The sequence below is a fragment of the Aeromonas sp. 84A genome (genome assembly GCF_051919345.1).
Lineage (GTDB): Bacteria > Pseudomonadota > Gammaproteobacteria > Enterobacterales > Aeromonadaceae > Aeromonas > Aeromonas veronii.
This window is the reverse complement of the sequence record NZ_JBQBEW010000001.1, coordinates 1,364,418-1,389,103: the sequence shown is the minus strand read 5'-3', so window position 1 is coordinate 1,389,103 and position 24,686 is coordinate 1,364,418. Positions and strand designations below refer to the sequence as shown.

The 24,686-nt window shown below is 61.0% G+C and carries 20 protein-coding genes and 2 riboswitches; of the genes, 12 read left to right on the top strand and 8 right to left on the bottom strand.

Annotated elements, in window-relative coordinates:
* Positions 1 to 96: 96 nt before the first annotated feature.
* Positions 97 to 184: riboswitch (cyclic di-GMP riboswitch) on the bottom strand.
* Between the two features lie 315 nt (positions 185 to 499).
* Entirely contained in the window at positions 500 to 1,735 is a 1,236-nt protein-coding gene (locus tag ACTG20_RS06475) for a sensor domain-containing diguanylate cyclase (protein ID WP_194495516.1), read from the top strand.
* Positions 1,736 to 1,865: 130 nt separating this feature from the next.
* On the opposite strand, the gene ACTG20_RS06470 is transcribed toward ACTG20_RS06475, so the two are convergent.
* Together ACTG20_RS06470 and ACTG20_RS06465 are read right to left on the bottom strand one after the other, a co-directional pair.
* Entirely contained in the window at positions 1,866 to 4,460 is a 2,595-nt protein-coding gene (locus tag ACTG20_RS06470; RefSeq protein WP_194495517.1) for a glycosyl hydrolase family 18 protein, read from the bottom strand.
* Between the two features lie 102 nt (positions 4,461 to 4,562).
* Positions 4,563 to 4,650: riboswitch (cyclic di-GMP riboswitch) on the bottom strand.
* 234 nt (positions 4,651 to 4,884) lie between these two features.
* On the bottom strand, positions 4,885 to 8,340 hold the full coding sequence (locus ACTG20_RS06465; RefSeq protein ID WP_194495518.1) for a hybrid sensor histidine kinase/response regulator: 3,456 nt from the start codon (positions 8,338 to 8,340) through the stop codon (positions 4,885 to 4,887).
* Positions 8,341 to 8,555: 215 nt separating this feature from the next.
* Here ACTG20_RS06465 and ACTG20_RS06460 point away from each other — a divergent pair, with 215 nt between their 5' ends.
* From ACTG20_RS06460 to ACTG20_RS06450, 3 genes are read left to right on the top strand one after another with little or no spacing between them, the layout of a single operon-like run.
* Positions 8,556 to 9,104 (top strand): DUF2975 domain-containing protein, encoded by a 549-nt coding sequence (locus tag ACTG20_RS06460; protein WP_194495519.1) that lies wholly within the window; start codon positions 8,556 to 8,558, stop codon positions 9,102 to 9,104.
* 7 nt (positions 9,105 to 9,111) lie between these two features.
* Positions 9,112 to 9,321, top strand: coding sequence for a helix-turn-helix domain-containing protein (locus tag ACTG20_RS06455; RefSeq protein ID WP_194495520.1), 210 nt, complete (start codon positions 9,112 to 9,114; stop codon positions 9,319 to 9,321).
* Positions 9,322 to 9,328: 7 nt separating this feature from the next.
* Complete coding sequence (locus tag ACTG20_RS06450; protein WP_194495521.1) at positions 9,329 to 10,546, top strand: hypothetical protein; 1,218 nt, start codon at positions 9,329 to 9,331, stop codon at positions 10,544 to 10,546.
* A 70-nt stretch (positions 10,547 to 10,616) separates the two neighbouring features.
* Here ACTG20_RS06450 and ACTG20_RS06445 read toward each other — a convergent pair whose 3' ends face one another.
* Together ACTG20_RS06445 and ACTG20_RS06440 are read right to left on the bottom strand one after the other, a co-directional pair.
* Complete coding sequence (locus tag ACTG20_RS06445; RefSeq protein WP_194495522.1) at positions 10,617 to 11,771, bottom strand: 3-phenylpropionate MFS transporter; 1,155 nt, start codon at positions 11,769 to 11,771, stop codon at positions 10,617 to 10,619.
* 289 nt (positions 11,772 to 12,060) lie between these two features.
* Positions 12,061 to 14,166: a TonB-dependent hemoglobin/transferrin/lactoferrin family receptor gene (locus ACTG20_RS06440; RefSeq protein WP_194495523.1), complete on the bottom strand. Its 2,106-nt coding sequence runs from the start codon at positions 14,164 to 14,166 to the stop codon at positions 12,061 to 12,063.
* Positions 14,167 to 14,359: 193 nt separating this feature from the next.
* Here ACTG20_RS06440 and ACTG20_RS06435 point away from each other — a divergent pair, with 193 nt between their 5' ends.
* The 3 genes from ACTG20_RS06435 to ACTG20_RS06425 are packed head-to-tail and all read left to right on the top strand — an operon-like array spanning position 14,360 to position 16,333.
* Complete coding sequence (locus ACTG20_RS06435) at positions 14,360 to 15,331, top strand: ChaN family lipoprotein (protein WP_194495524.1); 972 nt, start codon at positions 14,360 to 14,362, stop codon at positions 15,329 to 15,331.
* A gap of 26 nt (positions 15,332 to 15,357) precedes the next feature.
* Complete coding sequence (locus tag ACTG20_RS06430; RefSeq protein WP_005335255.1) at positions 15,358 to 15,912, top strand: cysteine hydrolase family protein; 555 nt, start codon at positions 15,358 to 15,360, stop codon at positions 15,910 to 15,912.
* Positions 15,913 to 15,949: 37 nt separating this feature from the next.
* The gene (locus ACTG20_RS06425; RefSeq protein ID WP_005335256.1) at positions 15,950 to 16,333 is read left to right on the top strand and encodes a hypothetical protein; all 384 of its coding nucleotides are present in this window, start codon (positions 15,950 to 15,952) and stop codon (positions 16,331 to 16,333) included.
* 87 nt (positions 16,334 to 16,420) lie between these two features.
* On the opposite strand, the gene hutZ is transcribed toward ACTG20_RS06425, so the two are convergent.
* Positions 16,421 to 16,978, bottom strand: a complete 558-nt coding sequence (gene hutZ / locus ACTG20_RS06420) for a heme utilization protein HutZ (RefSeq protein ID WP_005335257.1) — start codon at positions 16,976 to 16,978, stop codon at positions 16,421 to 16,423.
* On the bottom strand, positions 16,975 to 17,487 hold the full coding sequence (gene hutX, locus ACTG20_RS06415) for a heme utilization cystosolic carrier protein HutX (RefSeq protein ID WP_005362516.1): 513 nt from the start codon (positions 17,485 to 17,487) through the stop codon (positions 16,975 to 16,977). The genes hutZ and hutX overlap by 4 nt, the downstream gene beginning before the upstream one ends.
* Positions 17,488 to 17,657: 170 nt before the next feature.
* Between hutX and ACTG20_RS06410 the strand changes: the two genes are divergently transcribed.
* The 5 genes from ACTG20_RS06410 (at position 17,658) to pepE (ending at position 22,924) form a co-directional block, all read left to right on the top strand.
* Entirely contained in the window at positions 17,658 to 18,509 is an 852-nt protein-coding gene (locus ACTG20_RS06410) for a heme/hemin ABC transporter substrate-binding protein (protein WP_042080088.1), read from the top strand.
* On the top strand, positions 18,506 to 19,537 hold the full coding sequence (locus ACTG20_RS06405; protein WP_005335261.1) for a FecCD family ABC transporter permease: 1,032 nt from the start codon (positions 18,506 to 18,508) through the stop codon (positions 19,535 to 19,537). Before ACTG20_RS06410 ends, ACTG20_RS06405 begins: the two co-directional genes overlap by 4 nt.
* Before the next feature lie 11 nt (positions 19,538 to 19,548).
* Positions 19,549 to 20,361 carry a heme ABC transporter ATP-binding protein gene (locus ACTG20_RS06400; RefSeq protein WP_194495525.1) on the top strand — a complete coding sequence of 271 codons (813 nt, stop codon included), beginning with the start codon at positions 19,549 to 19,551 and terminating at the stop codon, positions 20,359 to 20,361.
* Positions 20,362 to 20,591: 230 nt separating this feature from the next.
* On the top strand, positions 20,592 to 21,953 hold the full coding sequence (locus tag ACTG20_RS06395) for an endonuclease/exonuclease/phosphatase family protein (protein ID WP_194495526.1): 1,362 nt from the start codon (positions 20,592 to 20,594) through the stop codon (positions 21,951 to 21,953).
* 233 nt (positions 21,954 to 22,186) lie between these two features.
* Positions 22,187 to 22,924, top strand: a complete 738-nt coding sequence (gene pepE / locus ACTG20_RS06390) for a dipeptidase PepE (RefSeq protein ID WP_194495527.1) — start codon at positions 22,187 to 22,189, stop codon at positions 22,922 to 22,924.
* Positions 22,925 to 23,044: 120 nt separating this feature from the next.
* Here the strand turns inward: pepE and ACTG20_RS06385 are convergent, their stop codons facing one another.
* Complete coding sequence (locus tag ACTG20_RS06385; protein WP_100653021.1) at positions 23,045 to 23,464, bottom strand: secondary thiamine-phosphate synthase enzyme YjbQ; 420 nt, start codon at positions 23,462 to 23,464, stop codon at positions 23,045 to 23,047.
* The gene (alr, locus tag ACTG20_RS06380) at positions 23,464 to 24,537 is read right to left on the bottom strand and encodes an alanine racemase (RefSeq protein ID WP_194495528.1); all 1,074 of its coding nucleotides are present in this window, start codon (positions 24,535 to 24,537) and stop codon (positions 23,464 to 23,466) included. Before alr ends, ACTG20_RS06385 begins: the two co-directional genes overlap by 1 nt.
* Positions 24,538 to 24,686: the final 149 nt, after the last annotated feature.

Below are 24,686 nucleotides of genomic sequence, written 5' to 3'. Positions count from 1 at the left end.
GCTTTCCTTTTCGTTATTGGAAAAACGAAAGGGCAACGCAACACGACAGGTGACACAAAAACGGCCACCCCTTGGCAAAGGCAGCCTGCATTCTACTGTGGTGGCCCCGCTATCCTAGGTCGTCTTGACCCTTAGACCGGAAGCTTTGCGTCCCGACTTTTCAATCGGTTTGCCCTTGTCACAACGTTATTTCTGGCGATAAATAATCGCCGATTGACTGTAGGGTAATTCTGATAAGTAAGCAAATCGGACCATTGTCCGCCCACCGGTTACCAACCCCGACAATTACCCACTTTCAAGAAATTAATGTTTAAAAAACAGCCGGATATGCAGACATAATCTAATCACCTCCAACCAGATACCTCACACCATTTTTTTGATCTGCATCACACCAAATTGAGAAAAATCAATGAGTAAGAACAATATGCGACAAAAGACCCATCTGTATCGCAACTAATGAATTTATAATCGCCGCTTTGCATGGCCAGCAGGTGTCTTCATGCCCAGCGAATTGCCCTCACGCACCCGGTTATCCAGATACGACAAATTTGTTCGTTTGACGATTTATGCCTTGCCACTGGCCGGGATGATCTGGCTTATCAACAGCCTCAATGGCTGGCAAAGGGCGCCGCTTGCCAGCACCTTGCTAGTCCAGAGCTACCTTATCTGCACCTTCTGGCTCTATCGCCACTACCGCTACCATCTGCACCGCCAGTGGCAGCATCTGAGTGAGGCGCTCAAGATCAACGAAACCACCGCCGAACTGGCCCGCAACTCGGCGCAATACCAGACCGAAGAGGCCTTTCTGGAGGACCTGCTCAGACGAGCCGTGATGTTGATCCCGGGGGCCGAGATGGGCTGCCTGATCAAGCTGCTGCCGGGCACAGGCATGTTGAGGTATGAAGCAGCCATCGGCATGGATCTGGTGAAACTGCGGCGGATCAATCTGCCGCTGGAGCACACCTTTCAGTACAAGCTGACTCAGGGGCGCTGCAACAAAACACTGCTGATCAACGACCTTTCGAAGATAAATGCCACCATGCCCCTATCCGAACAGGACAGAGAGCTGCTGGTCAACTGCACCGACCTGCCCATCCAGGCCACGCTGGCGACCCCGATCCATATCGATGGTCAGCTCTACGGCATGATCAATATGGACAGCAGCAAACGTAATGCCTTTACCCGCTACGACAGCCACCTGATGGCGATCCTGGCGCGGGATATTCGCCACGCCATCACCATCTATCAGCAGTCCCGCCGCATCTATCAGCTGGCCAATACCGACCAGCTGACCGGGCTCGCCAATCGACAGCAATTCGAACTCGCTCTGCAGGGGCAGCCGGAAGGCACCCTGCTGCTGATCGACATGGATAATCTCAAGCAGCTCAATGACAGCAGTGGCCATTTGGCGGGTGATCAGGCCCTGCGCCTTATCGCTGATGGCATACGCCAGCACTTCGGTCAGGGGGTGATTGCCGCCCGCTTCGGCGGGGATGAGTTTGTGCTGCTCACCACTCTGACACCGACCGAGCTGCAACAGACGATGGCCAAGCTGACGGCCATGCTGGCCAGCGCCTCCCCCACTATCTCGTGCAGCATGGGGATGGCCCCCTATCGCGGCGACTTTGCCGCCGCGTTTGCCAGGGCCGATACCGACATGTACCAACACAAGCGGCACCACAAAGAGCAGCGTGCGGCACAGATGCCAGCTATCGGGGAGAGCATTAATCACTAGCCCGGAAGGGCTGCTTTGCAGGCACAAAAGAGAAGCTGGGTGGGGAAACCGATTGGCAGACCCGCCAGGATGTGGCTGTGCGGGGAGAAAAAACGGGGCATGACCGGCATGCCCCGCCACCATTCAATGCTTATTTACAGCTGGCGGCTCCCACATCCTGCCAGACGTCGTGTTTGCCGGGCTCATTACCCTTGGTCCAGTACTGCGCCTTCCACTGACGGCCGTTATGGGTGGTGAGCTCGCCACCGTTGTAGGCCACATTGGCATCCCAACCCAGTTGCACCTTGCTCACCAGCAACCACTGATCCGCGGTGCGGCTCGGCTCGTTGCCCTGGGTCCAGTACTTGGCCTGCCACACCAGCTGGTTGTGGCTCACCTTGTCGCCGCTGTTATAGGTGCTGGCCGCTTTCCAGACTGGCCAATTGACCGCATCCGGATCGGTCGCCGTGCAACCACCGCCGCTGCTGGCCGGTTTGACCGTCAGACGGGTTGCCGCACTGGCATCCAGCCCGCCGTCGGAGACGGTGACGCTCAGGTCATAGCCAGTGTCGCTGGTGACACTCGGGCCAGTCACCACCAGGGTGGCGCTGTTCTGACCCGTTGCGGTGATGCCGGCCGGTACGCTCCACTGATAGGTCAACGGATCACCGTTCGGATCAGAGGCGGTCGCCTTGATGGTCACCTGCTTGCCCGCCTCCACAGAGGCCGTGGCAGGTACACTCACCACCGGCGCCAGATTGGCCTGCGGCGCCTTGTTGGTGACAACAACCTGATCCTTGGCACTCAACTGCTGGTCATCGGTCACTGTCAGCTCGAACACCAGATTGATGTCGGCGGACACGGCATCGAGTACAACCCGGGCCTTGGCCTGAGTGGCATCAAGCAGAGCGGCCTGCGGGCCGGAGATCTGCTTCCAGCTGTAGCTGAGCACGCTGTTTTCCGGATCGTGTGAGGCCGACCCATCCAGCGTCACCTCGGTCGGGCCGGTGACACTCAGATCACTGCCCGCGTTGGCCAGCGGCGGCTTGTTGGCTGGTGGAGTCGTCCCCTCGCCGTGGCCCAACCCCTCGTGCATGGCGTTGAGGATGTCGCCGTTGTCGGCGTCGATCTCCCAGGAGAAGAGGCCACCGAGCTTGTTGGCCAGCACATACTGCCCCTTGGCCTTGACCGAGCGCTCGTTGTCATAGGTGATGAGGTCGCCGGTCGCCGCCTTGAACAGATAGGGCGCCTCGGCCACTTCGTCATAGCCCTTCTCCCAGCCCGCCCCCATCCGGTTGTTGACGATGTCGCGGTAATCCACCACTCCGTCCTCCCAGGTGCCTTTCACCTTGCCGGTCGCCTTGCCGGTGAAGGGGTTATTGCCCTGATAACCGCTCACCCCGGTCCAGCCACGGCCATACATGGCGGCACCGACCACCAGCTTGCCCGGTTCAACCCCCTGCGCCAGCAGCTGATTCACCGCCTTATCGGTGGTGTACTTGGTAGCGGGGTCCCAACTCGCCGCATAGAGGTTGGTCTGGTGGCCCAGCTCGGTGTTGCTCCATGCGCCGTTGTAGTCGTAGGTCATCATGAAGATGTGGTTCATGTAGGGCTGGGCCGCCTTGTAGTCCACATCCTGGATCTTGTCGCCCCCCGCCCCGATGGCCGAGGTGAGCTCATACTGGCGACCGGTCTCTGCCTCCAGCTCGTCGAGCATGGCGCGCAGCTCCTTCATCAGCACCACATAGGTCGCACCATCACTCGGGCTGCCCAGTTTCGGGTTGGCCCCCTGTCCGCCCGGGTACTCCCAGTCGATATCCACACCGTCGAAGAACTTCCAGGTCTGCAGGAACTCTTTCACCGAGCCGACAAACACATCGCGCTTGGTTTTGTCACCGAGGAAATAGAAGGGGTCGGAGAGGGTCCAGCCGCCGACCGAGGGGAGGATCTTGAGGTTCGGATAGGCCTGCTTGAGCGCCATCAGGGCGCCAAAGTTGCCCTTGTAGGGCTCGTCATGGGCGGTGAGGCTGCCTTGCGGCATCTGGATGGCGGCCCAGGGATCGTGCATCGCCACCTTGAAGTCGGCCCGGCCGGCACACGCCCGCTGCAGCGCCTGGAAGCTCCCTTCGATCTCCTTGAGGCTGTCATTGAGGCCATCCCCGCCGCAGATGGGGGTGAAGCCATAGAGGATATGGGTCAGGTTCTGGGCCGGGATCTTGTCCACCGTAAACTTGCGACCATAGACCCCCCACTCCACATAGTAAGTCCCCACCACCTTGCCGGACTTGTTGGCGTAGGGCTTGTTGTTCTCCTGCAGCGGCGCCTTGAGTGGCGCCAGATGGCTGCCATCGGTATCGGCAACCACGATCTCCTTGGCATCAGAGAGGGTACAGCCATCGGCGTTGCACAGCGCCACCTGCATCTGGTAGCGCCCCCCTTTCTTCACCTTGAATTTGGCGCTGCCCGCCGCGGCCGAGGGGCCGGACCACACCTCCTGACCATTGAGCAGCACCTTGGCACTCTGCCCCAGATCGCCGCTCCAGAGGTTCCAGTTCACCTCCACATCGGCGGCATCCTTTACCTTGACCAGATTGTTGTAGGCAGTGGCCGCCTGATCGACTTCAACGATGGAAAACTTGGTGGGGCCCCATCCGATGGTGGGCTTGCCGGGCGCCGCAGCATAAGCGGACGAGGCGCAGCACAGACCGACCGCGAGGGCCAGCATGGTAGGCTTTGGACTTAGCATTTTTATATTTCCCTATTTCGTTATGTTGGCAACGAAAAGGGCTACGCCCTGACAGGTAACGCAGACGGCAGTGCGGCCTCTTGGCAAAGGTGCACAACAACCTGTGGTGGCCCCGCTATCTCAAGTACGGCTCATCCCTGGACCGGAAGCTTTGCGTCCCGGCCTTTCGACCGGTTTGCCCTTCGGTTACTTCATTTGCGATGCAAAAAATCGCATCCCGACTATAGAGTGAGCCAATCCGGTCTGCCACTGTCGGCGTTCACCGACAGTGGCAAGCCAATGCACTAACTGGCAGCCATTACGCAGGAAGATGAAGAGATCTTCGCCAATAAATCTCTGTTTTCGGCATTTATCCATGACCACGGGCCACAGGATCATTGCGCGGTTTTGTGAGCCGGTTCACGGCTAGCCGCCCCGGCTGCGGCTAGCGCAGCAGCAGACTGTTCATCAGGGCTCGCAGTTTGAGCGGTTTGACCGGTTTGCTGATGTAGCCATACCCCCGCTCGCGGATCTGCGCCTGCAGCTCGCTCTTGCGATCGGCGCTGATGATGATCCCTCCCAGCTCGTCGCCACACACTCGTTGCAGGGCAGCGAGCGCCTCCAACCCGGTCTTGCCGTCGTCGAGGTGGTAGTCAGAGAGCACCAGTCTCGGCACAAACCCTTGTGCCACCAGCTCCTCGGCTTCGGCCAGATCGACGGCGCAGCGCACCTCGCAGCCCCAACGGCCGAGCAGGGTGCTCATGGCGGTCAGAATGTCCCGCTCGTTGTCGATACAGAGCACGGCTACCCCCTCCAGCTGGCTGTCACGCACCACCGGCGCCGCCAGCTGATGGGCCGTGACCGGCCGGGTCGCCAGATTGAGGGTCACCGCAAAGACCGATCCCTTGCCCGGCCAGCTCTGCAATGTGAGCTGATGACCGAGCACCTGCGAGATGCCGCGGGCGATGGCAAGCCCCAGACCCAGCCCCTGCTCCTTGGCGGTACGGGAGTGATCGAGACGGGAGAACTCGTCAAAAATAGCCTCCTGCTTGTCCTGCGGAATGCCGGGGCCGTTATCCCACACCTCGATGCGGATCTTCTCCCCCATCCGGCGGCAACCAAGCAGCACCCTGCCCCCCGGGTTGTAGCGAAACGCATTGGTCAGGAAGTTCTGCAGCACCCGGCGCAGTAGCCGCACATCGCTGTGCACCGCGTGCTTGCTCTCCACCACCGAGAAGTGGATCCCCCCCGCCTGGGCCAGCACGCCAAACTCCGCCTTGAGGTTGTCGAGCAGATCGCGCAGGGCAAAGTCGAGCTTCTTGGCCTTGAACTTGCCCGCTTCGAGCCGCGAGATATCGAGCAGATCGGTGATGAGATCCTCGGTCGCCCCCAGCGCATCGTCGATATGGCGGGCGATGCGGGCCTGCTCGCCAGCATCGGGCAACATCTCCAGCAGGGAGGAGGTAAAGAGCTTGGCTGCGTTGAGGGGCTGGGTCAGATCATGGCTGACCGCCGCCAGAAAACGGCTCTTGGATTGATTGGCCCGCTCCACCTGCTGGTTCACCAGCAATAGTTGGCGGTTGAGTTCGGAGAGCTCACGGGTGCGCTCGGCCACCCGCGCCTCCAGATGTTCGTTCGCTTCGCGCAGCACCCGCTCCGCATCGCGAAACGGCGTGATGTCGGTAAAGGTCATGACAAAACCGCCGGCGGGCATGGGGTTGCCCTGCATCTCGATCACCCGCCCGTCCGGGCGCTCCCGCGCCGAGATATGGGCGCTACCGCGCTTCATAAAGGCAACCCGCCGCGCCACGTGATCCTCGATATCACCGGGGCCACAGAGTCCCTGCTGGGCGTTGTAACGGATGATCTCCTCGATGGGGCGCCCTGCCTGAATAAGCCCCGGCGGATAGTGGAACAGCTCGATGTAGCGGCGGTTCCATGCCACCAGCCGAAGTTCCCTGTCCACCACCGAGATCCCCTGCCCGATATGCTCAATCGCCCCCTGCAGCAGGCCGCGGTTGAAGCGAAACACGTCGGAGGCCTCATCGACTATGGTGGCGATCTCCTCGAGCTGCATGTTGCGCCCCTGCAGGGCCGAGGCGAGCACCAGCCGTGCCGACGAGGTACCAAACACCCCCGCCAGCAGCCGCTCGGTGTGGGCAATCAGCTCGGCCGAAGCCTGCATCTGGGGCGCCAGGGTGCCGCCCCGCTCACCGGCGAAACGACCAAAGGCGCGTTTGACCCGGCTTGAACCGACAAAGCGGGCCGCCAGCATCTCCAGCTCCTTGACCGAGACCCGCGCCTGATAGAGGGCAGCGGTATCGCGGCTCGGCTTGCCGACAAAGTTGGCCGCCTGCAGCCGCTCGCTCACCGCAGGGCGCGACAACAAGGAACCGGCCACATAACCTAGCAAGTTGAAGAGCAGGCTCAGGAAGATGCACCAGGCTCCGAGACTCAGCTCGCGAAACGCAGGCCAGTCCGGCGGCGCCAGCAGTTCGGCCAGCGGTGAACCGGCCAGCAAGCCACTCTCCACCAGCAGGGTAACGAACCAGAGGCTCACTCCGAGGCTCAACCCAAGATAAACCCCCTTGCGATTGCCATGACGCCAGTAGAGGCCGAGCAGCAGGGCCGGCGCAAACTGGGCCACCGCGCCAAAGGAGAGATAGCCGATGCGCGACAAGCTGGTGAGATCCCCGAGCCACAGATAGAGCCCCCAGGCCGCCAGCAAGATCAGCAGGATGGCGCCACGGCGCACCTGCAACAGCAGCCGCACCAGCCGCTCGTCGCGCCCCTGCCGCCAGAAGCGGCGCAGCAGCACCGGCAGTACCAGATCGTTGCTCACCATGATCGCCAGTGCGATGGTGCAGACGATTACCATGCCGGTGGCCGCCGAGGTGCCGCCGAGAAACGCCAGCATCGCCATGCCATCGAACCCGAGGGCCATCGGCAGACTGATCACATAGGTGTCGGAGGCCATGTCGGCCCCGACCCACTGCTTGCCCGCCAGTGCCAGCGGCCAGATAAAGAGCCCCATCACGAACAGGTAGAGCGGGAAGATCCAGCGCGCCCAGTGCAGATCCTGCCCCTGATTGTTCTCCACCACAGTCACATGAAACTGGCGCGGCAGGCAGATGACGGCGCACATCGCCAGCACCGTATAGATGGTAAGCTCCAGCAGGTTGCCGGGGCTCACTGCCACCACCTGTGCAAAGAAGTCGCGGGTCACCTGCTCGTGAGCCTCGCCGGGTTTGCTCAGGATCAGCCAGAGGGCGAAGCCCCCCACCGCGATAAAGGCCAGCAATTTGACCACCGACTCGAAAGCAATGGCCACCACCATCCCCCTGTGGTGCTCGGTGGCATCGAGATGGCGGGTGCCGAACAGGATGCTGAACAGCGCCAGCAGCAGAGTAACCCCGAGCGCCAACTCGCTGGTGTTGCTGGTCGGGCTGATGCCGCCGCTGTTGACCATCAGCAGATCCAGCCCGGTGACGATGGCTTTGAGCTGCAACACCAGATAGGGGAGGATCCCCATGATGGCGATGAGGGAGATCACCATGGCGAGCCGCTGGGATTTGCCGTAACGGGCGGCGATAAAGTCGGCGATGGAGGTGATGTGCTCGCGCTTGGCCACCAGAATAAGGCGGGCCAGCAGCCGCCAGCCAAACAGAAAGACCAGCATGGGGCCAAGGTAGATGGGCACCGGCGACCAGGGGGATTCACTCGCCTGCCCCACTGTGCCAAAGAAGGTCCAGGAGGTGCAGTAGACAGCCAGCGACAGGCTGTAGAGCAGCGGTTGTCCCTTGAGACGGTGCCGTTTGTGCTTGTCTGCCACGAAGGCGATCAGAAACAGCAGCCCCAGATAGGTGAGCGACAATCCGATCAGCAGCCATCCCTGGTGCATCGATAACTCCTTGTCCATGTTGAGTTTTTGTATACAACCTCGCCAGTCTAGAGAGGCTGCAGCCAAAAGTCATCCCCTTCGGACAGATTGAAATTATCGTTTTTCAATAAGTTTTATCTTGACTGTATATCGTAAAACAATAAACACTGCCGATGCGAATATTGATAAACGATAAACTTTACCTTTCAGATAAAACCATCACAGTGAGGAATGAGATGATCTCCAACAAACTCGAACGCTCGAGCATGCTGATCGAATGGCTGCTGCTGCTGGCACTGCTGGCGACCCCTTTGATCACCTTGCTGGAGGTGTGGACCCCCTTCGGTGGTGCCGATTTTCTGCAGGAGAAGCTCAACACCATCTTGAGCCGCCCCGGCATCAATCCTGCCGACTATCCCCTTCACTTCTCCACCCGGCTGCTCGGCACCCTGGTACAGCTGTTGCCGGATCTGGTCTTTATGATGATGCTGTGGCAACTGCGTCAGCTGTTTCGCGGCTACCGCGCCGGTCTGCTCTTCACCTTCGAGCAGATCCGCCGCTACCGGCAGATCGGAGTGCTGCTCTGTGCAACCTTCCTGGTCGAATTGATCCTGACCCCCTTGCTGGATACGGTGCTCACCATGAGAGGTCCGGAAGTACTCGGTACCATAGCACTGAGTACCTCCGATTTTCGGGTACTGCTGGCGGGACTGATCGTGCTGGCGCTGGCACTGGTCATTCGCGAAGCAAAACTGCTGGCCGATGAACAGCAACTGACGGTGTGAGGATCCTATGCCCATTATCATCCGACTCGATGCCCTGCTGGCCGACCGCAAAATGACCGCCCGCGAGCTGGCCCAGCGCATCGACATCACCGAGGCCAACCTCTCGATCCTCAAGAATGGCCACGCCAAGGCGGTGCGCTTCTCCACTCTGGAGGCCATCTGCCGTGAACTCAATTGCCAGCCCGGCGATCTGCTGGGCTACGAGCAGGAGCGCTAACCCTCTTATGAGTCGTCATATCACCCTGTTTGCCCTGTGGCTGCTGCCGCTGTGGGCCTGCGCTGGCAATGACGCGAGCGGCCCCCGCTATCTTATCGAGCAGGGCGCCAGCGCCAATGTGCTGCAAGTGCGCCTCACCATGCAGGGCAAGCCCCCTTTTACCCTGCACCCCGCCCGCCAGTTGCCGGGCAGTGCCACACCGGCTTCCCCCGCGCTGGTCTGCCTTGCAAACAACGAGCCGGTTGCCCTCAACCAGCCCTTCTCCTGCAAGGAGATCGGCTGGCAGATAACGCTCACACCGGCTCCGGCAGAGGGTGCTGATGCCTCGGCCCAACAGTCGCTGCTGTTTGCTCCCAATCAGTGGCTATTGACCGAGTGGGGTAACTTTGTGCGCCAGATGGGGAGTCGCCAAGGAAAGGTTTGTCTGCCGGATGGCAGCTGCCAACCACTGCCGGATGTCAACCAGCCGCCGCTGATCCTGCCGTTTGGTCTGGACACAGTGCCCGTCACCAAGCCGGATCCGCGGCTGGTGCTGAGCCATGACGAGACCGCCAATCAGCTCGATCTGCCGGCCTTGCAGCAGCAACTGAATGAGATCATCGACTATCTGGCCTTCCAGCTTGATGTGGATCCGCCCACTCATCCATGGCAACTGGTGTGGCTGGGGCGGGATGTGGCGACCCGTTCCCTCGGCGGTGCCACCGGAGATCAGGTGTTTGTCGCCAACTACCCCACCGAGGCTGGCAAACCGAAGCCACAGGCCCCCTTGCGCCTGCTGCGCACCTCGGCCCACGAGGCGGTGCATATCCTCAGCGCTCGCCACTCGGCTCCACAACCCACCTGGGTCAACGAGAGCCTCGCCGAGTACCTCGCCATCAAGGCGTTGCGCCGCTTTCGGCTGCATCAGGTCACGGCGGTCAACGAGCTGGCCGAGCGGGGCAAACAGCTGCCCCATAGCGAGAGTGGCCTCTATCGGGCGGCTCGCGAGGTGATGGCTGGCGATCGTTCCTACTACCCGCTCTTTTACGTCAAGGGGAGCGCCTTCTGGGAAGCGCTGGAGCGGGAGCTGCAACATAATGACGTGACGCTGGCGCAACTGCTGCCCCAACTGGGCTGGCTGCCGGATGGCCGCTTTGATGCTGCATCCAATGAGCTGCTTGCCGGCACCATCGGCTCGGATACCTGGCGCCGTCTCAGCCGCCTCTATCTTGGCGAGCAGCAGTAACGCCGCAAACCGCAGCAACGAAAAAGGGAGAGCCGTGGCTCTCCCTTTTGTTAGGTGAAATAGACAAATATCAGGCTGGAGCACTCTCCTGCGCAGACGGCGCAAAGGGGCGCAGCCGCAGGAAGAACACCGGCAAGACCACCAGCACCATCAGGAAGAAGATGCCACCGCCGAGAGGCTCGAACAGCACGCCGCAGAGCGCCATCAGGGCCGCCACCGTCATGCCGAGGCCAAGGGCCGCATAGAGCGCCTGAGTCGGGATCAACTGCTCGGCGGGCAGCTGGCGAGTCATAAAACGCACCGCCCCGAGATGACTCATGCCGAACGTCACCGAGTGGAGCAATTGCCCCAGCACCAGCACCCACAACTCGGTCGAGGCCCCCAGCAATACCCAGCGCACCACACAACCGATGGCACCGGCGATAAAGAGACTCTGGGCGCCAAAGCGCTGCAAGAAACGCTTGTCGGCGGCAAACATGCAGATCTCGGCCACCACCCCGAGCGCCCAGAGATAGCCGATGATGGTGCCGCTATATCCTTGCGCCTTCCAGTAGATGGCGCTGAAACCGTAATAGGCGGCGTGGCTCCCCTGCAGCAGAGCGGTCAGCAGCAGGAAACGGCGCACCGGCGCGCTGCGCAGGGTTGCCAGCAGGGAGGCTTTGGCCCGCTCGCCCTGACTATCCTGTGGTGCGGGATAGAGCGGCAACCAGCTGAGCAGCAGCATCAGCACCAGCCCCGCCACCATGGTGTGCAAAATCCAGTCACTACCGAAGTTGCCCACCAGCGCCCCCACCAGGGTAGAGGCGACAATAAAGGCAAACGAACCGCACAGCCGCACCTTGCCGTAATCGAGGTGCGCCTGCACCACCATGCGGGTCGCCAGCGCCTCCCCCACCGGCATCAGGGTCGGATAGATAAAGTTCGCCAGCAGGGTCAAGCCCACCAGCCACCAGAGGTTATGACTGAGATAGAAGCCGAGAAACGCCAGCAGACTGAGCAGGGAGAGCAACCGGGTAATCGGCAGCAGATGGCCCGCCCCCTTGATCTGCCCCATCACCATCAGGTTGCCGGCAAAGCGGATCGCCATCCCCGCCCCCAGCAGGAGACCAATCATCTCGGCGCTGACGCCCACCCCCTCCAGCCAGAGCGACCAGAACGGCAAGTAAGCACCGTAGACAAAATAGAAGGCGCCGAAAAAGAGCGCTAACCAGGAGAACGCGGGCATAGATCCTCTGCAACCGGATGACGGGAGCAGAATGATAACCCATCCGCCCCCGCAGATCCCGATGGAAACCCTGCGCAGAAAACGAAAAAAATTCAATAAAATTGAACTATTACCGAAGAGGCGGGGTCTACTTGGTAACACCTCCTCCTGGTTAGTGTTGCAATCCTTCCACCCGCCCATGGCGGATTTCTTTTTTAGGCAAACATTTGCTCTGCTCCATCGTCACAACATGGCGGCGACAAAAAAGGGGCCGAAGCCCCTTTGATCATCTGCGTCTGTTGTTTGCTCTTTAGAATACGTATTTGACCCGTGCACTCAGGTTGCGGCCCGGTTCGGTCATCATGCTGTTATCGGAGCCCTCGGCACGACCGGCGATGCGCTCATAGCTGGTGTACTCCTTGTCAAACAGGTTGAAGACCCCGACGTTGAGCTGCAGGTCGGTCATCGGGTTGAACTGGGCGTACATATCTACCACCCCCCAACCGGCGCTCTTCACGTAATCCTTGCCTTTGCTGTCTTTACGGACTTTGTCCATGTCGTCAGCAAAGCGCAGCGCGGTGTTGAAGTTCCATTGGGACTGTTCCAGACGCACACCGATGGAGCCGTTGAGCGGGCTCAGGCTGTTGATATAGTTGCCATCCCCATCCTTGCCTTCGATGTAGGCGAGGTTGCCCCAGACATTGACGATGTCGTTGAGCCAGTAATCCGCCTTGGCTTCGACCCCTTTGGTGGTCGCCTTGCTCAGGTTCTGGTACTGGTAGACGGCGGTGCGCCCCTCTTTGCCCACTTCCACCATCTCGATGAAGTCTTCAAACTTGTTGTAGAAGCTGGCTACTTCATAGCTGAAGCCGTTGCTGCTGCCACGCACGCCAAGATCGATGCCGTCGCTGCTCTCCGGATTGAGGTTCGGGTTGGGCTCGATGCGATAGCCGTACGCCTGATGGTTCAGGGTGGAGAAGGCGCTGTCATACATGGGAGCCTTGAAACCGTGGCTGTACTGGGCGAACAGGTTGGCCGCCTCGTGGGCCTTGAACACCAGACCCAGCTTGGGTGACAACTCCCCTTCGGAGAACTTGTGCAGCTTGTCGCCTGTGTAGGCCGGATCGTTGTCCGGGGTCATCCGGTAGTAGTCATAACGGGCACCCGGGGTCAGTACCCAGCGCTCGCCAAACTTGATCTCGTCAAAGGCCCACAGGGCGCTGCGCTCGCTGGTGGTCGCCGGGAAGCTCAGCTCGTTGTAGCCGACAAAATCACCGGGAGTCGTCGGCCCCTTGTAACGAGTACGTTCGTTGTCGGTGTGCTCGTATTCAGCCCCCCAAGCCAGACGGTGGTTGGCGACCGCCTTGTGGAACTGCAGCTGGGCGCCGATGTTCTTCTGATCGAACACGTTGTGATCAAGCGAGTTTTTGGTCACATAGGGATTGCCGGGGCTGACCGGATACTTGGATGAGGCGTACTGATCCAGTGTCTGCTTGGTGCGGGCGAAGTAGACCTTGCTATCCATCCGATCAGCCCAGCCTTGATTCAACGCGATGCCGTGATCCAGCACCACAGAGAGGTTGTCGGTCTGCTTGTCGGTGATGGGCTGATCAAAGACACGGGCAGTACCGGTACCGACCTTGTTGAGCTTGACCGCATCCGGCTCCTCGCCATCGGTCAGGTAGTCAACGGTCAGCTTGAGGAACTGCTCATCGGAGAGGTTCCACTTGCTCTTGAGCAGCAGGGCGTGGGTACCGATATCGAAGTCGTTCTTGGTGGAGTCGAAATTCTGGGTCACACCGCCATCGCGCCAGGTGTAGCGCAGCAGGTTCTCCACTTCACCAGTGCGCAGGGCGCCGGTAAAGCCCGCCATCTTCTGGTGGCTGCTGGAGGCGTAACCGCTGGTCACATCCAGATAACTATCCTTGCCCTTGAGGAAGTCGCTGGCATCCTTGGTGGTGATGGCAATCACGCCACCCAGCGCATCGGAGCCGTAGGCGGCAGAAGCGGGCCCCTTGGCCACTTCTATCTGCTTGATCATGTCGGTATCAAAGTAGCTCTGACCGACACCGCCCTTGCTGTAGGCATCGTTCTGGCGCACACCGTCGCGCACCACCTTGACCCGGTTTTCCCCCATGCCGCGGATGATGAAGGTCTGCGCATCACCCTGACCGCCGAGCACGGTCACACCGGGTTCGTAGCGGAACAGGTCGGCGACGTTGGTGACGACCTGCTCTTCAATCTGCTTGGCGGTGATCACCGAGATGGGGCCAGAGACATCTTCCAGTTTTTGCTCCATCCGTGAGCCGCTGACGACCACGACTTCATCCGCCTTCTGGGTGGCAGCAAAGACCTGGGAAGAGAGACCGGCGGCCACGGCGAGGGCAACCAGAGAGAGTGCGTTATGATGGGTCACAGCGAATCCTTATTGAGAACTGTTATCAAACAGGCCGCATATTACCCGGCTCTCGACAAAGATCAACAAGAAACGAAATCATTCTCATTTGTTTTGAACCAAATTGGTTTTACACTGTCGCCCTGTGTTGCCCTTATTCTCTATTAGCCCCCCGAGATGCACCGGCATCCGGGCATATCAGCCGTGAGATCCCATGATTAGACGACTTCCCCTGCTCGCCCTGCCGCTGCTACTGGCAGCCTGTGCCACCCCCACCCAGCCAACCGTGTCATCACAGTTGCAAACGCTCTATGACTACCGGCTAAGCAGCGAGGGAGACGCAGACCTGACGCTGGAGCAGGCGATCGCGTACATTGCCAACGCCGACATCATTCTGGTGGGTGAGCTGCACAGCCATCCCGCCGTGCATCTGTTGCAATCGCGCCTGCTGAGCGGACTTTACACCGCTGGCCAGCAGCACGGGCGGCCATTGGCCCTCTCCATGGAGCAGTTCAGCCGCGCCGATCAGAAGACGCTGGATGCCTATCTGGCGAACCAGATTGGTGAAGCGGCCTTGATCCGCGAAGGCAACGCCTGGCCCAACTATCCAAGCGACTACCGCCCGCTGGTGGAGTTTGCCAAGGCTCACCGGATGCCGGTGATCGCCGCCAACGCCCCCAAGCCACTGGTGAGCTGTGTCGGTCAGGAGGGGGCTGAGTGGCTCGACAAACTGCCAGCCGCACGTCGCAGCCAGCTGGCCCGCCAGCTGACGCTGGGGGATGACCCCTATCGCCAGAAATTTATGGCCTCCATGCACCACGGCGATGCCGACAGCAACGCCCGCCGCTTCGCCGCCCAGACCAGTTGGGATGACACCATGGCCGAGAGCATGGTGGATTATCTCGCCAAGCACCCGGGCCAGCAGATCATGCATATCGCTGGCAATTTCCACGTCGAGGGGGGGCTTGGACTCGCCAGTCGCATCGCCAGCCGCAATCCTGCCCTCAAGGTGGCGCTGGTGGTTCCCCGCACAGATGAGACCTCTGTTGCAGATCCCGCAGCCGATGTGCAGGTAACCATCATGCCGCTGCCTAAGCGCTGGCAAAACAGTGACGAGATGAAGCAAGATATGGGCGCGCTGCATCAATCCCGCAGTCGTGACTGCAGCCAGTGGCTGCAACCCTAATCTTCAAGGAAACGGCGGGTAAGAAAATGGATGTGTTACTGATCATCGATGTGCAGCAAGGCTTGTTCAACGAGCCCCGTTACCGCCAGGAGCAAGTGCTGGCCAATATCAATCGGGCTGCGGCCCATGTCAGGCAGCAACAGGGACGGGTCATCTATATCCAGCATGACTCGCCCCCCGGCACCGAACTGGAACCGGGCACCCCGGGTTGGCAGTTGCACAGTGCGCTGCAACCGGCCAAAGGAGATAGCCGGGTGCGCAAGACAGCATGTGACAGCTTTCTCGATACCGAGCTCGCCTTCCTGCTGGCCGAGCAGCCGGTCGATCGACTCATTCTCTGTGGCTGCGCCACCGATTTTTGCGTCGATACCACGGTGCGCAGTGCCGCCTCCCATGGGTACGAGGTGCTGGTGTTGAGCGATGGTCACACCACCGCCGATCGCCCCCATCTGAGCGCAGCCCAGATCACCGAGCACCATCACTGGATGTGGCGCCACCTCAGCCTGCCGGAGGGGCGCAGTGTCACCTTGCTCACCACCGACGAGCTGCTGGCAGTAACACCCGCCCTGCAGCCGTGCTAATCTGCGAGCCTCGCCTCGTTTCTCACTGGAGTCTGTCGTGCGCCTGTTGTCTGCCACCCTGTTGTTGATTGTTCCCCTGCTGTCGGCCTGCTCCAGCTTGCCCGGACAGAAGTATGACGGGCCGGAACCCCTGTTTCTAACCCACATCAACGAAGAGGGGAGCAAGCGGTTCACCTTTGAAGCCGCGCCCAACGACACCTTGCCGCGCGGCCTCTCGGCGGCCCAGAGCCAGCGGCTGCTGGAGCAGCGGGAGGCGTTACAGGAGAACCTGCTGACCGAGACCCTGGCGACCAAGCAGTATTGCCGCCAGGGCTACATCGTACTGAGCCAGACCTCCTGGAAGGTGCGGGGAGAGTGCAACGAAACGGCCACCGACGCCGATCGTCGCGCTTTTCCCAACAAGGCCAGCTGGCAGGATTGATCAGGCCGGATGAGATAACGCAATAAAAACGGGCAGCCAATTGGCTGCCCGTTTTGTTATGACGGCTGTCGTGGTTGACAGAGATTATCAGACAGGCGCATCGGCCGGGCTGGTGAGCTCGGCACCGTTGTCGATGCGCTTGTGCCCCTCCACCAGATGGACGAAATCCACCAGCTCGTCACCGGAGACCGCGAACGCCTGGCCGAAGCCCTTGACGAACAGCCCCTGCTCCGGCTTGAGGCGGAACAGTTTGAAATCCTTGAGGTTGGAGAGACCCTTGATGATCTCGCCAAAACGCCCCTCCAGCGCTGCGACCGCCTTGCTCCAGCGAGCGTCGTCACGGGCCACCACTTCGGCTACCGCATCGAAGGTCAAGCGCTTGCGGGCAAACAGCTCGCGGGCACCGCTCTCATCCTCGATCAGCATCAGGGATACTCGCGGCACCTGTTGCAGGTTGCGGGCGTGGCGGGCGATCTCGGAGATCAGCACATAGTAGCCATCTTCCTGCAGCACGAACGGGGCATAGCTGGCGTTGGGATTGCCTTCGCCATCGACGGTGGCGAGCTGCAGGGTACGGCAGCTGTCGCGAAACTCGCGGATCTCCGGTTGCAGGCGGTTCTGCAGACGCTCCTGACGTTCACTCATGCTTTGACTTCCTCTTGAGAGTTGTGGCGCAGCGCCATGAAACGGGTGACCTGATCGGCCAGCAGCTGGCGTTTCTCGTCGCGACCCAGATAGACCTTGAAAATGCAGCGGCCGGAGTGACCGAAGAACTGGAAGGAGTGCCCCTCCTTGCCCATGAACAGCTTGCTGACCAGCGCAATCCCCGCCACGTTGTCGAGCTTGAGGTGACCATGCAGCTCACCGTCGCGGCCCATCAGGTTGTAGTAGCCGCGTGCGTCCTTGCCTTTCGGGAAGGGGGCTTTTACCTCGAAGATGGAACCTTCTGATTCGACGATGGTGGTCACCGGGCCCCAGTCGGCCAGATCTTCCAGCAGACCTTGCGCACGATCGGCGGGTAGCAGGGTCACCAGCTCGGCGGGCAGATGGCGAACCACCTCCCATTCGCTGATGGCAAGCTGGGCCGCCAGGGTGGACGGATGAGCGCCGGGATCCTGCTCCAGCAGCGCGTGAATGCGTTGTGCAATGCTCATATTTTCTCCCTCTGCGGGACCATATTGTCCCGCTGTTTATCATGGCGGCTACTCTAATAAAGCACCGAAACCAATGCAATTGATAATTGCTATCATTATCAGTGCATTTTTTCCAAAGCCTTGATATTCTCGGCGGCACACCCGTTTCATTCACCCCTTCGGAGGTTAGCATGGGCCGTCGTCTTGCCCTCGCCATCACCCTGCTCTGCAGTTCACTCTCTCCCTTCTCTGCCGTTGCCGCCGACGGACAGAAAGAGCGTATCGTCAGTATCGGCCCAGCCACCACAGAACTCATTCTGGCCCTTGGCGGTGAATCGAGCCTGATCGCCACCGATGTCAGCAGCCCCTTGCCAAAAGGGTTGCCCAAGGTGGGTTATCACCGGGCACTGGCCGCCGAAGGGATCCTGAGCCTCTCCCCCACCCGACTGGTGGGCAGCGACGAGATGGGCCCGGCCCCGACCCTGGATCAGCTGCGCCGTGCCGGAGTCAAGGTAGAGGTGCTGGATACCGCGCCGACCCTCGCCAACCTCAACCAGCGTATCGACACCCTCTCCAGCCTGCTGGGCGATAAAGCCGCTGGCGATCGCCTGAAGGCAGAGATCCAGGCTCAGACCGATCAGCTGGCGGCGCAAGCCAAACAGAACAAACCGCTCAAGGTCGCCTTCCTGCTGCTGCACAAGGGGCAACCCACCAGCATCGCCGGGGGGGACACCACCGCCAGCGCGCTGATCTCGCTGGCGGGCGGCATCAATCCGGTCGCCGAATTGCGCAACTACAAGCCGGTATCCGCAGAATCCCTCATCGAGATGCAGCCCGATCTGGTACTGGTCAGCGGTCGTGACTGGCAGCAATATGCCGATCCGGCCAAGGTGCTGGCAGAAGTGCCCGCCCTGGCCGCCACCCCGGCTGGCAAGCGTAACGCCATTCACGCCATCGACGGCCACGCCCTGCAAGGGGGCCTGAGCCTCAACTCCCTGCAACAGGCGAACCAGATCGCCCAGTGGATCAAGCAGGGGTCATGATGCGGTTACCCCTCTCCTGGCTGCTGGCCTTCACCACGGCCGCACTGGCACTGTTGCTGCTCGGTTCGCTGGCAACCGGCCCCATGACCCTCACCCTGGGCGAGAGTCTGCGGGCGCTGTTTGCCGGGCAGGAGAGCGGGATTGAGTCACACAAGCTGCTGATCGTGCAGGAAATTCGCCTGCCGCGTACCCTGCTCTGCATCGCAGTGGGGGGGATCCTCGGGCTATGTGGCGCAGTGATGCAGGGGCTGTTTCGCAACCCCCTGGCTGACCCAGGCATCATAGGTGTCTCCGGCGGTGCGGCGCTCGGCGCGGCGCTCGCCATCGTGCTGCTGGCCCCCCTCGGCCAGCAGCTGCAAGCCACCATCGGGGTTGGTCTGCTGCCGCTGCTCGCCTTTCTCGGCGGCGCGCTCACCACCACCCTGGTCTATCTGCTCGGCACCCGTGAGGGCGGCACCTCGGTCACCGTCATGCTACTGGCTGGGGTCGCCATCACTGCGCTCTCCGGTGCGGTGATCGGCCTGCTCACCTATCTGGCGGACGATCAGATGCTACGCAACCTGAGCCTGTGGCAGATGGGCACGCTGGCGGCAGGCAAACCGGCCGATGTGGCGCTGGCCCTGCTCACCCTGGCGGCCCTGCTGTGGCTCTTTATGCGCGATGCCAATCCACTCAACGCCCTGCTGCTGGGTGAAGGAGAGGCCCGTCATCTGGGGGTCAATGTGCAATCCCTCAAACGTCGCCTGATTCTGCTCACCGCAGCGGGCGTCGGGGTGGCGGTGGCGGTATCGGGGATGATCGGCTTCGTCGGGCTGGTAGTGCCCCATCTGGTGCGCCTGCTGGCGGGCCCCAACCATGTCAGGTTGCTGCCGCTATCGGCCCTGCTTGGCGCCGCCCTGCTGCTGGCAGCCGATATGCTGGCACGCACCCTGCTGGCCCCTGCCGAACTGCCGGTGGGCATCATCACCGCCCTGCTCGGCGCCCCCTTCTTCATCTGGCTGCTGGTAAAAGGCCGCCGCGCCCTGTGATACGGACTGTTATGCAACCACTCACATCCTCACTCTCCTCCCCCCTGTTGAGCTGCACCCGACTCAGCCTGCGCCGTGGCCAGCGCCAGATCCTGGATGGGCTCGATCTTAGTCTCGAGAGCGGCACCCTCACCGCGCTACTCGGCCCCAACGGGGCGGGCAAGAGCTCGCTGCTCAAGTGCCTGACCGGCGAGCTGGAATATGAGGGCGCCATCACCCTGTTTGGCGCGGATCGCCAGCAGTGGGACAGCAGCCAGCTGGCCCACCGGCTCGGGGTATTGCCGCAAAGCTCCTCACTCAACTTCCCCTTTCTCTGCGAGGAAGTGGTCGCCATGGGGCGCTTGCCACACAGTGAACCGGCGGCGCGGCGTGACGAGATTGTGGCAGCGGCCATGACCCATGCCGGGGTCGAGCATCTGGCCAAGCGGCTCTATCCGGGGCTCTCCGGCGGCGAGCGGCAGCGGGTGCAGTTTGCCCGGGTGCTGGCGCAGATCTGGCAGGCCCCCTCTCCGACCGAGCAGGCCGAGCAACCGCGCCTGCTGCTGCTCGACGAACCCACCTCGGCGCTGGATCTGAAATACCAGCACCAGCTGCTCACCATGGCGCGCGCCCTGGCAAGCCGCAATACAGCAGTGCTGGTGGTGCTGCACGACCTCAATCTGGCGGCGCGCTATGCCGATCGGCTGGTGATGCTGGAACGGGGCAAACTGATGGCCGATGGCACACCTGCCGAGGTGCTGACCCCCGAGCTGATTGCCCGTCTCTATGACTATCCGGCACAGGTGATCCACCACCCCGAGAGCGGCCTGCCGATGGTAGTGTGACAAATTCAGAGTGCGGTAACGGCTGGAAGCGCGCCATTCATCCCGGAAACTGCAGCGTATAAACCGGTTTTTCACACCCCATATCGCCCTGCTAACATTCATCATCGCCAGATATGTGGTGTGAATATCCTCACACTTTGCTCAGGCAAAATCCCCGCAGCATCGCCGTCTACTTATAATGGCGCCGCCTCACAGAAGGCATAACTCATTGATGCTACGGAATAATTACAATGAAAAATATCAACAAGACCCTACTGGCTGCCGCCATTTCCCTCGGGATGCTGGCTGGCTGCAACAGCGACAACGACTCAAAGGCAGCTGATCCCATGGTTCGTTTTGCCACCTTCAACCTCTCTTTTGACCGCACTGCCGCCGGTATGCTGACCGGTGAGCTGGCGCTGACCCGCACCGAGCAGGATGCCCTGCTGGCCCGCCTCGCCGAAGGGAGCCTGAGCGGCGCCACGGAAACCAAAGCCAAGAACGTGCAGCAGATCCGCAACGTGGCGGAGATCATCCAGCGCACCCGCCCGGATGTGTTCCTGCTCAACGAGTTCGACAACGACGGCAAAGGCGAGAGCACCGCCGATCTGAAAGCCTTCAACGACAACTATCTGGCCCACGCCCAGCACGCAGAGGTGACGGCCATCAGCTATCCGGTGATGCAGAATTTCGCCACCAACACCGGTCTGATGAGCGGTTATGACCTCAATCTGGATGGCAAGGTCAACAGCGGCCCCGACGATGCCTGGGGCTTTGGCAACTACCACGGCCAGTACGCCTTTGCGGTGATGTCCAAATACCCCATCGACACCAAGCAGATCCGCACCTTCCAGCACTTCAAGTGGAAGGATATGCCGGGCGAGCAGAATCCCATCATCGATGACTGCAACAATCCCAAGGTCAAGATCCCGGCCAGCCGCCAGTGTGGCGATGCCTGGTATTCAGACGCAGCCTGGCAGCAGTACCCGCTCTCCTCCAAGAACCATGCCGATGTGCCGGTACGGATCAAGACCGAGAAGGGGGAAGAGGTGATTCACTTCCTGATCTCCCACCCGACCCCGCCAATCTTTGCCAACGCGGCGCGCCACACCGTCAAACACAACCGCGCCGAGATCGCCTTCTGGAACGACTACGTCAAGGGTCTCAACTACATGACCGATGACAAGGGCACCAAGGGTGGGCTGGCCAAAAACGCCAAGTTTGTCATCGCCGGCGATCTCAACGCCGATCCGCTCACCGGTGACGGCGACCTGACCGCCATTCAGGATCTGCTAAACAACCCGCTGATGAATCAGGCCATCACCAATGGCACCCTGATTCCGGTCAGCGAAGGGGGCTCGGAGTGTGTCAGCAAGGGGGCCGACTGCAAACGCAACCTCACTCGCCCCAACCCGGAACGCATCACCAACTCCAGCGTGCTGCAGCTGGATCACGTCATACCCTCCGCCAACCTCAACGCGGTCAAAAGCGGCGTCTTCTGGCCTGCCAGCTTCGAGGCCGGTTATCACCTGGTCTATGATGCGAAACTCGGCATCGCCAAGGGAGTCAGCTCGGATCACCGCATGGTGTGGGTCGATCTCAAACTCGACTAACTCTGCCATGACCCCGCTGCGGTGGGGTCTTTTATTGGCGATAGGTGACAAGTTGACCACGGCTCATTAATCCACCGCTTGGCATGGCATCACCCATCCATAGCGGTTGAATAGGCCCCCCGATCACAGAACCGCCGCGCCAATGGTGGTAGCATGCCTCCTCTTGCCATCCGGCCGCACGGCGGCTCTGGTGGCCCTCCCTCCTCCGCTTTCACTTTTTGAGGACATATCTGATGGAACTGCTTCTGCTTAGCAACGGTAAAGCCAACGAATTTCCGGGTCTGCTCGGCTGGGCCCGAGATCGGGTTCAAAGCCTGCTGGCTCGCAAACAGGTCAAGCGCATTCTGCTCATCCCCTATGCGGTGATCCGCAGCGACTGGGATGCCCGTGCCAACGAACTTACCGAGAGCCTCGGGATCGAGACCATCAGCATTCATCACTTCGATGATCCGGTCGAGGCCGTCAATCAGGCCGACGCCATCTTTATCAGCGGCGGCAACACCTGGCGCCTCAACCAGATGTTGCATGAAAATGGCCTGATCGTGCCGATCCAGCGTGCCGTGCGCGAACGGGGCGTCCCCTATGTGGGCTGGAGCGCAGGTTGCAACGTGGCGACCCCGAGCATCCGCACCACCAACGACATGCCGGTCTGCAACGCCGCCGTGCTGCCCGCGCTGGGCCTGTTCCCGCTGCAGATCAACCCGCACTATCTGGATGCCAGCATCAGCGGCCACATGGGCGAAACTCGCGACGAGCGTCTGGCCGAGTTCTGCGCCATCAACCCGAGCGAATATGTGGTGGCTCTGCGCGAAGCGAGCCTGCTGCAAATCACCGGAGAAAACGGCAGCGAGCGTCTGGAGTACTGGAGTGCCCGCGAGCAGGACTTCAAGATCTTCAAACAAGGTCAGGAGCCGCAAGCCTTTATGGACGCAGCCCCGCTGGCCGAGCTGACCCCCTTCAAGGTCGCCTGAGCCACGCAGAGCGCTTCACTACTGGCAAGCAGATAGCTCGCGAAATCGTAAAAACAAAAGAGGGATGGCTCGGCGCCATCCCTCTTTTTTATCGTCATCTTTCAGCTAGTTGTAGTCTGATTACTCACCCTGCAGGGTCACCAGCACCTTGCGGGCACCGCCATCGATGCGATGCTCGCCTAGCCAGATCCCCTGCCAGGTGCCGAGCGCCAACTGACCATCGCGAACTGGCAGCAGCAGGCTCACCCCAAGCAGGGAGGATTTGATGTGGGCGGGCATGTCATCCGCCCCCTCATAGGTGTGGCGATAGTAGGGGGCATCCTCCGGCGCCAGCCGGTGCAGATGAGCCTCCATATCGCTGCGCACGCTGGGGTCGCAATTCTCGTTGAGGGTGAGCGAGGCGGAGGTGTGTTGCAGCAGCAGGTGGGCCATGCCGATCCGGTAATCCGCCAGCATCGGCAGCTTGGCCACCAGCTCGTCCGTCACCAGATGAAAGCCCCGCGAACGGGGCTTCAACGTCAGCAGGCACTGCTGCCACATCAGACGTACTCCATAAAGACGCGGGAGGTGAGTTTGGTGATGAGCTCGTAGGGGATAGTGCCAATCTCGTCGGCCACCCGCTCCACCGGCAACCCCTCGCCCCACAGTACCGCCTCGTCACCGGCCTTGTCGGTTGCGCCGGGCCCAAGATCGACCGTACTCATATCCATGGAGACACGCCCCACCAGCGGCACGATGCGGCCGTTGATCAGCACGGAAGTGCCATTGGGCGCCATGCGCGGATAACCGTCACCGTAGCCGATGGCGATCACCCCGAGCCGGGTATCGCGCTCTGACACCCAGTTGGCGCCATAGCCCACCGGCTCGCCCGCCTTGTGATCCCGCACTGCAATCAGCTGGGTTTTCAAGGTCATCACCGGCTGCAGGTCATAATCGGCCGCTACCGTGTTGGGGAACGGGGAGACGCCATAGAGGATGACACCGGGGCGAACCCAGTCGCAGTGGGAGTCTGGCCAGGCCAGAATGCCCGCCGAGTTGGCCATGGCCCGCTCGCCCGCCAGCGGTGCGGTCAACTTGCTGAAGAGGTCGATCTGCTCGCGGGTGGAGGGCTGCTCCAGCTCATCGGAGCGGCTGAAGTGGGTCATGATGTTGAACGGCTGCACCACGTTCTTGCACTTGCCGAGTCGTTCGATAAAGGCGGGCATCTCGTCGGCCCGCACCCCGAGGCGGTGCATGCCGGTGTCGAGCTTGAGCCAGGCCACCACGGGGGCTGGCAGCTCGACTTGCTCCAGCGCTTCGAGCTGCTCCCAGGTGTGAACCGCCGTCTGCAGATTGTTGGCCGCCAGCACCGGCAGATCGTCGGCAGAGAAGAAGCCCTCCAGCAGCACGATGGGTTTGACCACGGCGCAGGAGCGCAGCATCAGCGCCTCTTCGATACGGGCCACCGCATAGGCATCCGCATCCACTAGGGTGCGGGCGACCGGCAGCAGTCCGTGGCCATAGGCGTTGGCCTTGACCACAGCGATGATCTTGCAAGCAGGGGCGTGGCGCTTGACCACGGCGAGGTTGTGGCGCAAGGCCGCAGTGTTGATTTGGGCAGTAGCCGCTTTCATGGTCTTCCCTTACGAGGGCACAAATGGTCTCCCCCTCATCGGGCAGAAGACCGCCACTCACTTATCGTCGTCGAAGGCCGGACCGGCATAATTGTCGAACCGGGAAAACAGGCTCTGGCTGGCTGCCTCTCAATAAATGGCAAGCGGGT

Excerpts from the sequence above, each read along its gene's own strand:
- hutX (WP_005362516.1), bottom strand. The coding sequence starts at position 17,487 with ATGAGCATTGCACAACGCATTCACGCGCTGCTGGAGCAGGATCCCGGC.
- ACTG20_RS06385 (WP_100653021.1), bottom strand. The coding sequence starts at position 23,464 with ATGTGGCAGCAGTGCCTGCTGACGTTGAAGCCCCGTTCGCGGGGCTTT.
- ACTG20_RS06405 (WP_005335261.1), top strand. The coding sequence starts at position 18,506 with ATGATGCGGTTACCCCTCTCCTGGCTGCTGGCCTTCACCACGGCCGCA.
- ACTG20_RS06455 (WP_194495520.1), top strand. The coding sequence starts at position 9,112 with ATGCCCATTATCATCCGACTCGATGCCCTGCTGGCCGACCGCAAAATG.
- alr (WP_194495528.1), bottom strand. The coding sequence starts at position 24,537 with ATGAAAGCGGCTACTGCCCAAATCAACACTGCGGCCTTGCGCCACAAC.
- hutZ (WP_005335257.1), bottom strand. The coding sequence starts at position 16,978 with ATGAGTGAACGTCAGGAGCGTCTGCAGAACCGCCTGCAACCGGAGATC.
- ACTG20_RS06475 (WP_194495516.1), top strand. The coding sequence starts at position 500 with ATGCCCAGCGAATTGCCCTCACGCACCCGGTTATCCAGATACGACAAA.
- ACTG20_RS06430 (WP_005335255.1), top strand. The coding sequence starts at position 15,358 with ATGGATGTGTTACTGATCATCGATGTGCAGCAAGGCTTGTTCAACGAG.
- ACTG20_RS06435 (WP_194495524.1), top strand. The coding sequence starts at position 14,360 with ATGATTAGACGACTTCCCCTGCTCGCCCTGCCGCTGCTACTGGCAGCC.
- ACTG20_RS06410 (WP_042080088.1), top strand. The coding sequence starts at position 17,658 with ATGGGCCGTCGTCTTGCCCTCGCCATCACCCTGCTCTGCAGTTCACTC.
- ACTG20_RS06470 (WP_194495517.1), bottom strand. The coding sequence starts at position 4,460 with ATGCTAAGTCCAAAGCCTACCATGCTGGCCCTCGCGGTCGGTCTGTGC.
- ACTG20_RS06445 (WP_194495522.1), bottom strand. The coding sequence starts at position 11,771 with ATGCCCGCGTTCTCCTGGTTAGCGCTCTTTTTCGGCGCCTTCTATTTT.
- ACTG20_RS06450 (WP_194495521.1), top strand. The coding sequence starts at position 9,329 with ATGAGTCGTCATATCACCCTGTTTGCCCTGTGGCTGCTGCCGCTGTGG.
- ACTG20_RS06400 (WP_194495525.1), top strand. The coding sequence starts at position 19,549 with ATGCAACCACTCACATCCTCACTCTCCTCCCCCCTGTTGAGCTGCACC.
- ACTG20_RS06395 (WP_194495526.1), top strand. The coding sequence starts at position 20,592 with ATGAAAAATATCAACAAGACCCTACTGGCTGCCGCCATTTCCCTCGGG.
- ACTG20_RS06465 (WP_194495518.1), bottom strand. The coding sequence starts at position 8,340 with ATGCACCAGGGATGGCTGCTGATCGGATTGTCGCTCACCTATCTGGGG.
- ACTG20_RS06460 (WP_194495519.1), top strand. The coding sequence starts at position 8,556 with ATGATCTCCAACAAACTCGAACGCTCGAGCATGCTGATCGAATGGCTG.
- pepE (WP_194495527.1), top strand. The coding sequence starts at position 22,187 with ATGGAACTGCTTCTGCTTAGCAACGGTAAAGCCAACGAATTTCCGGGT.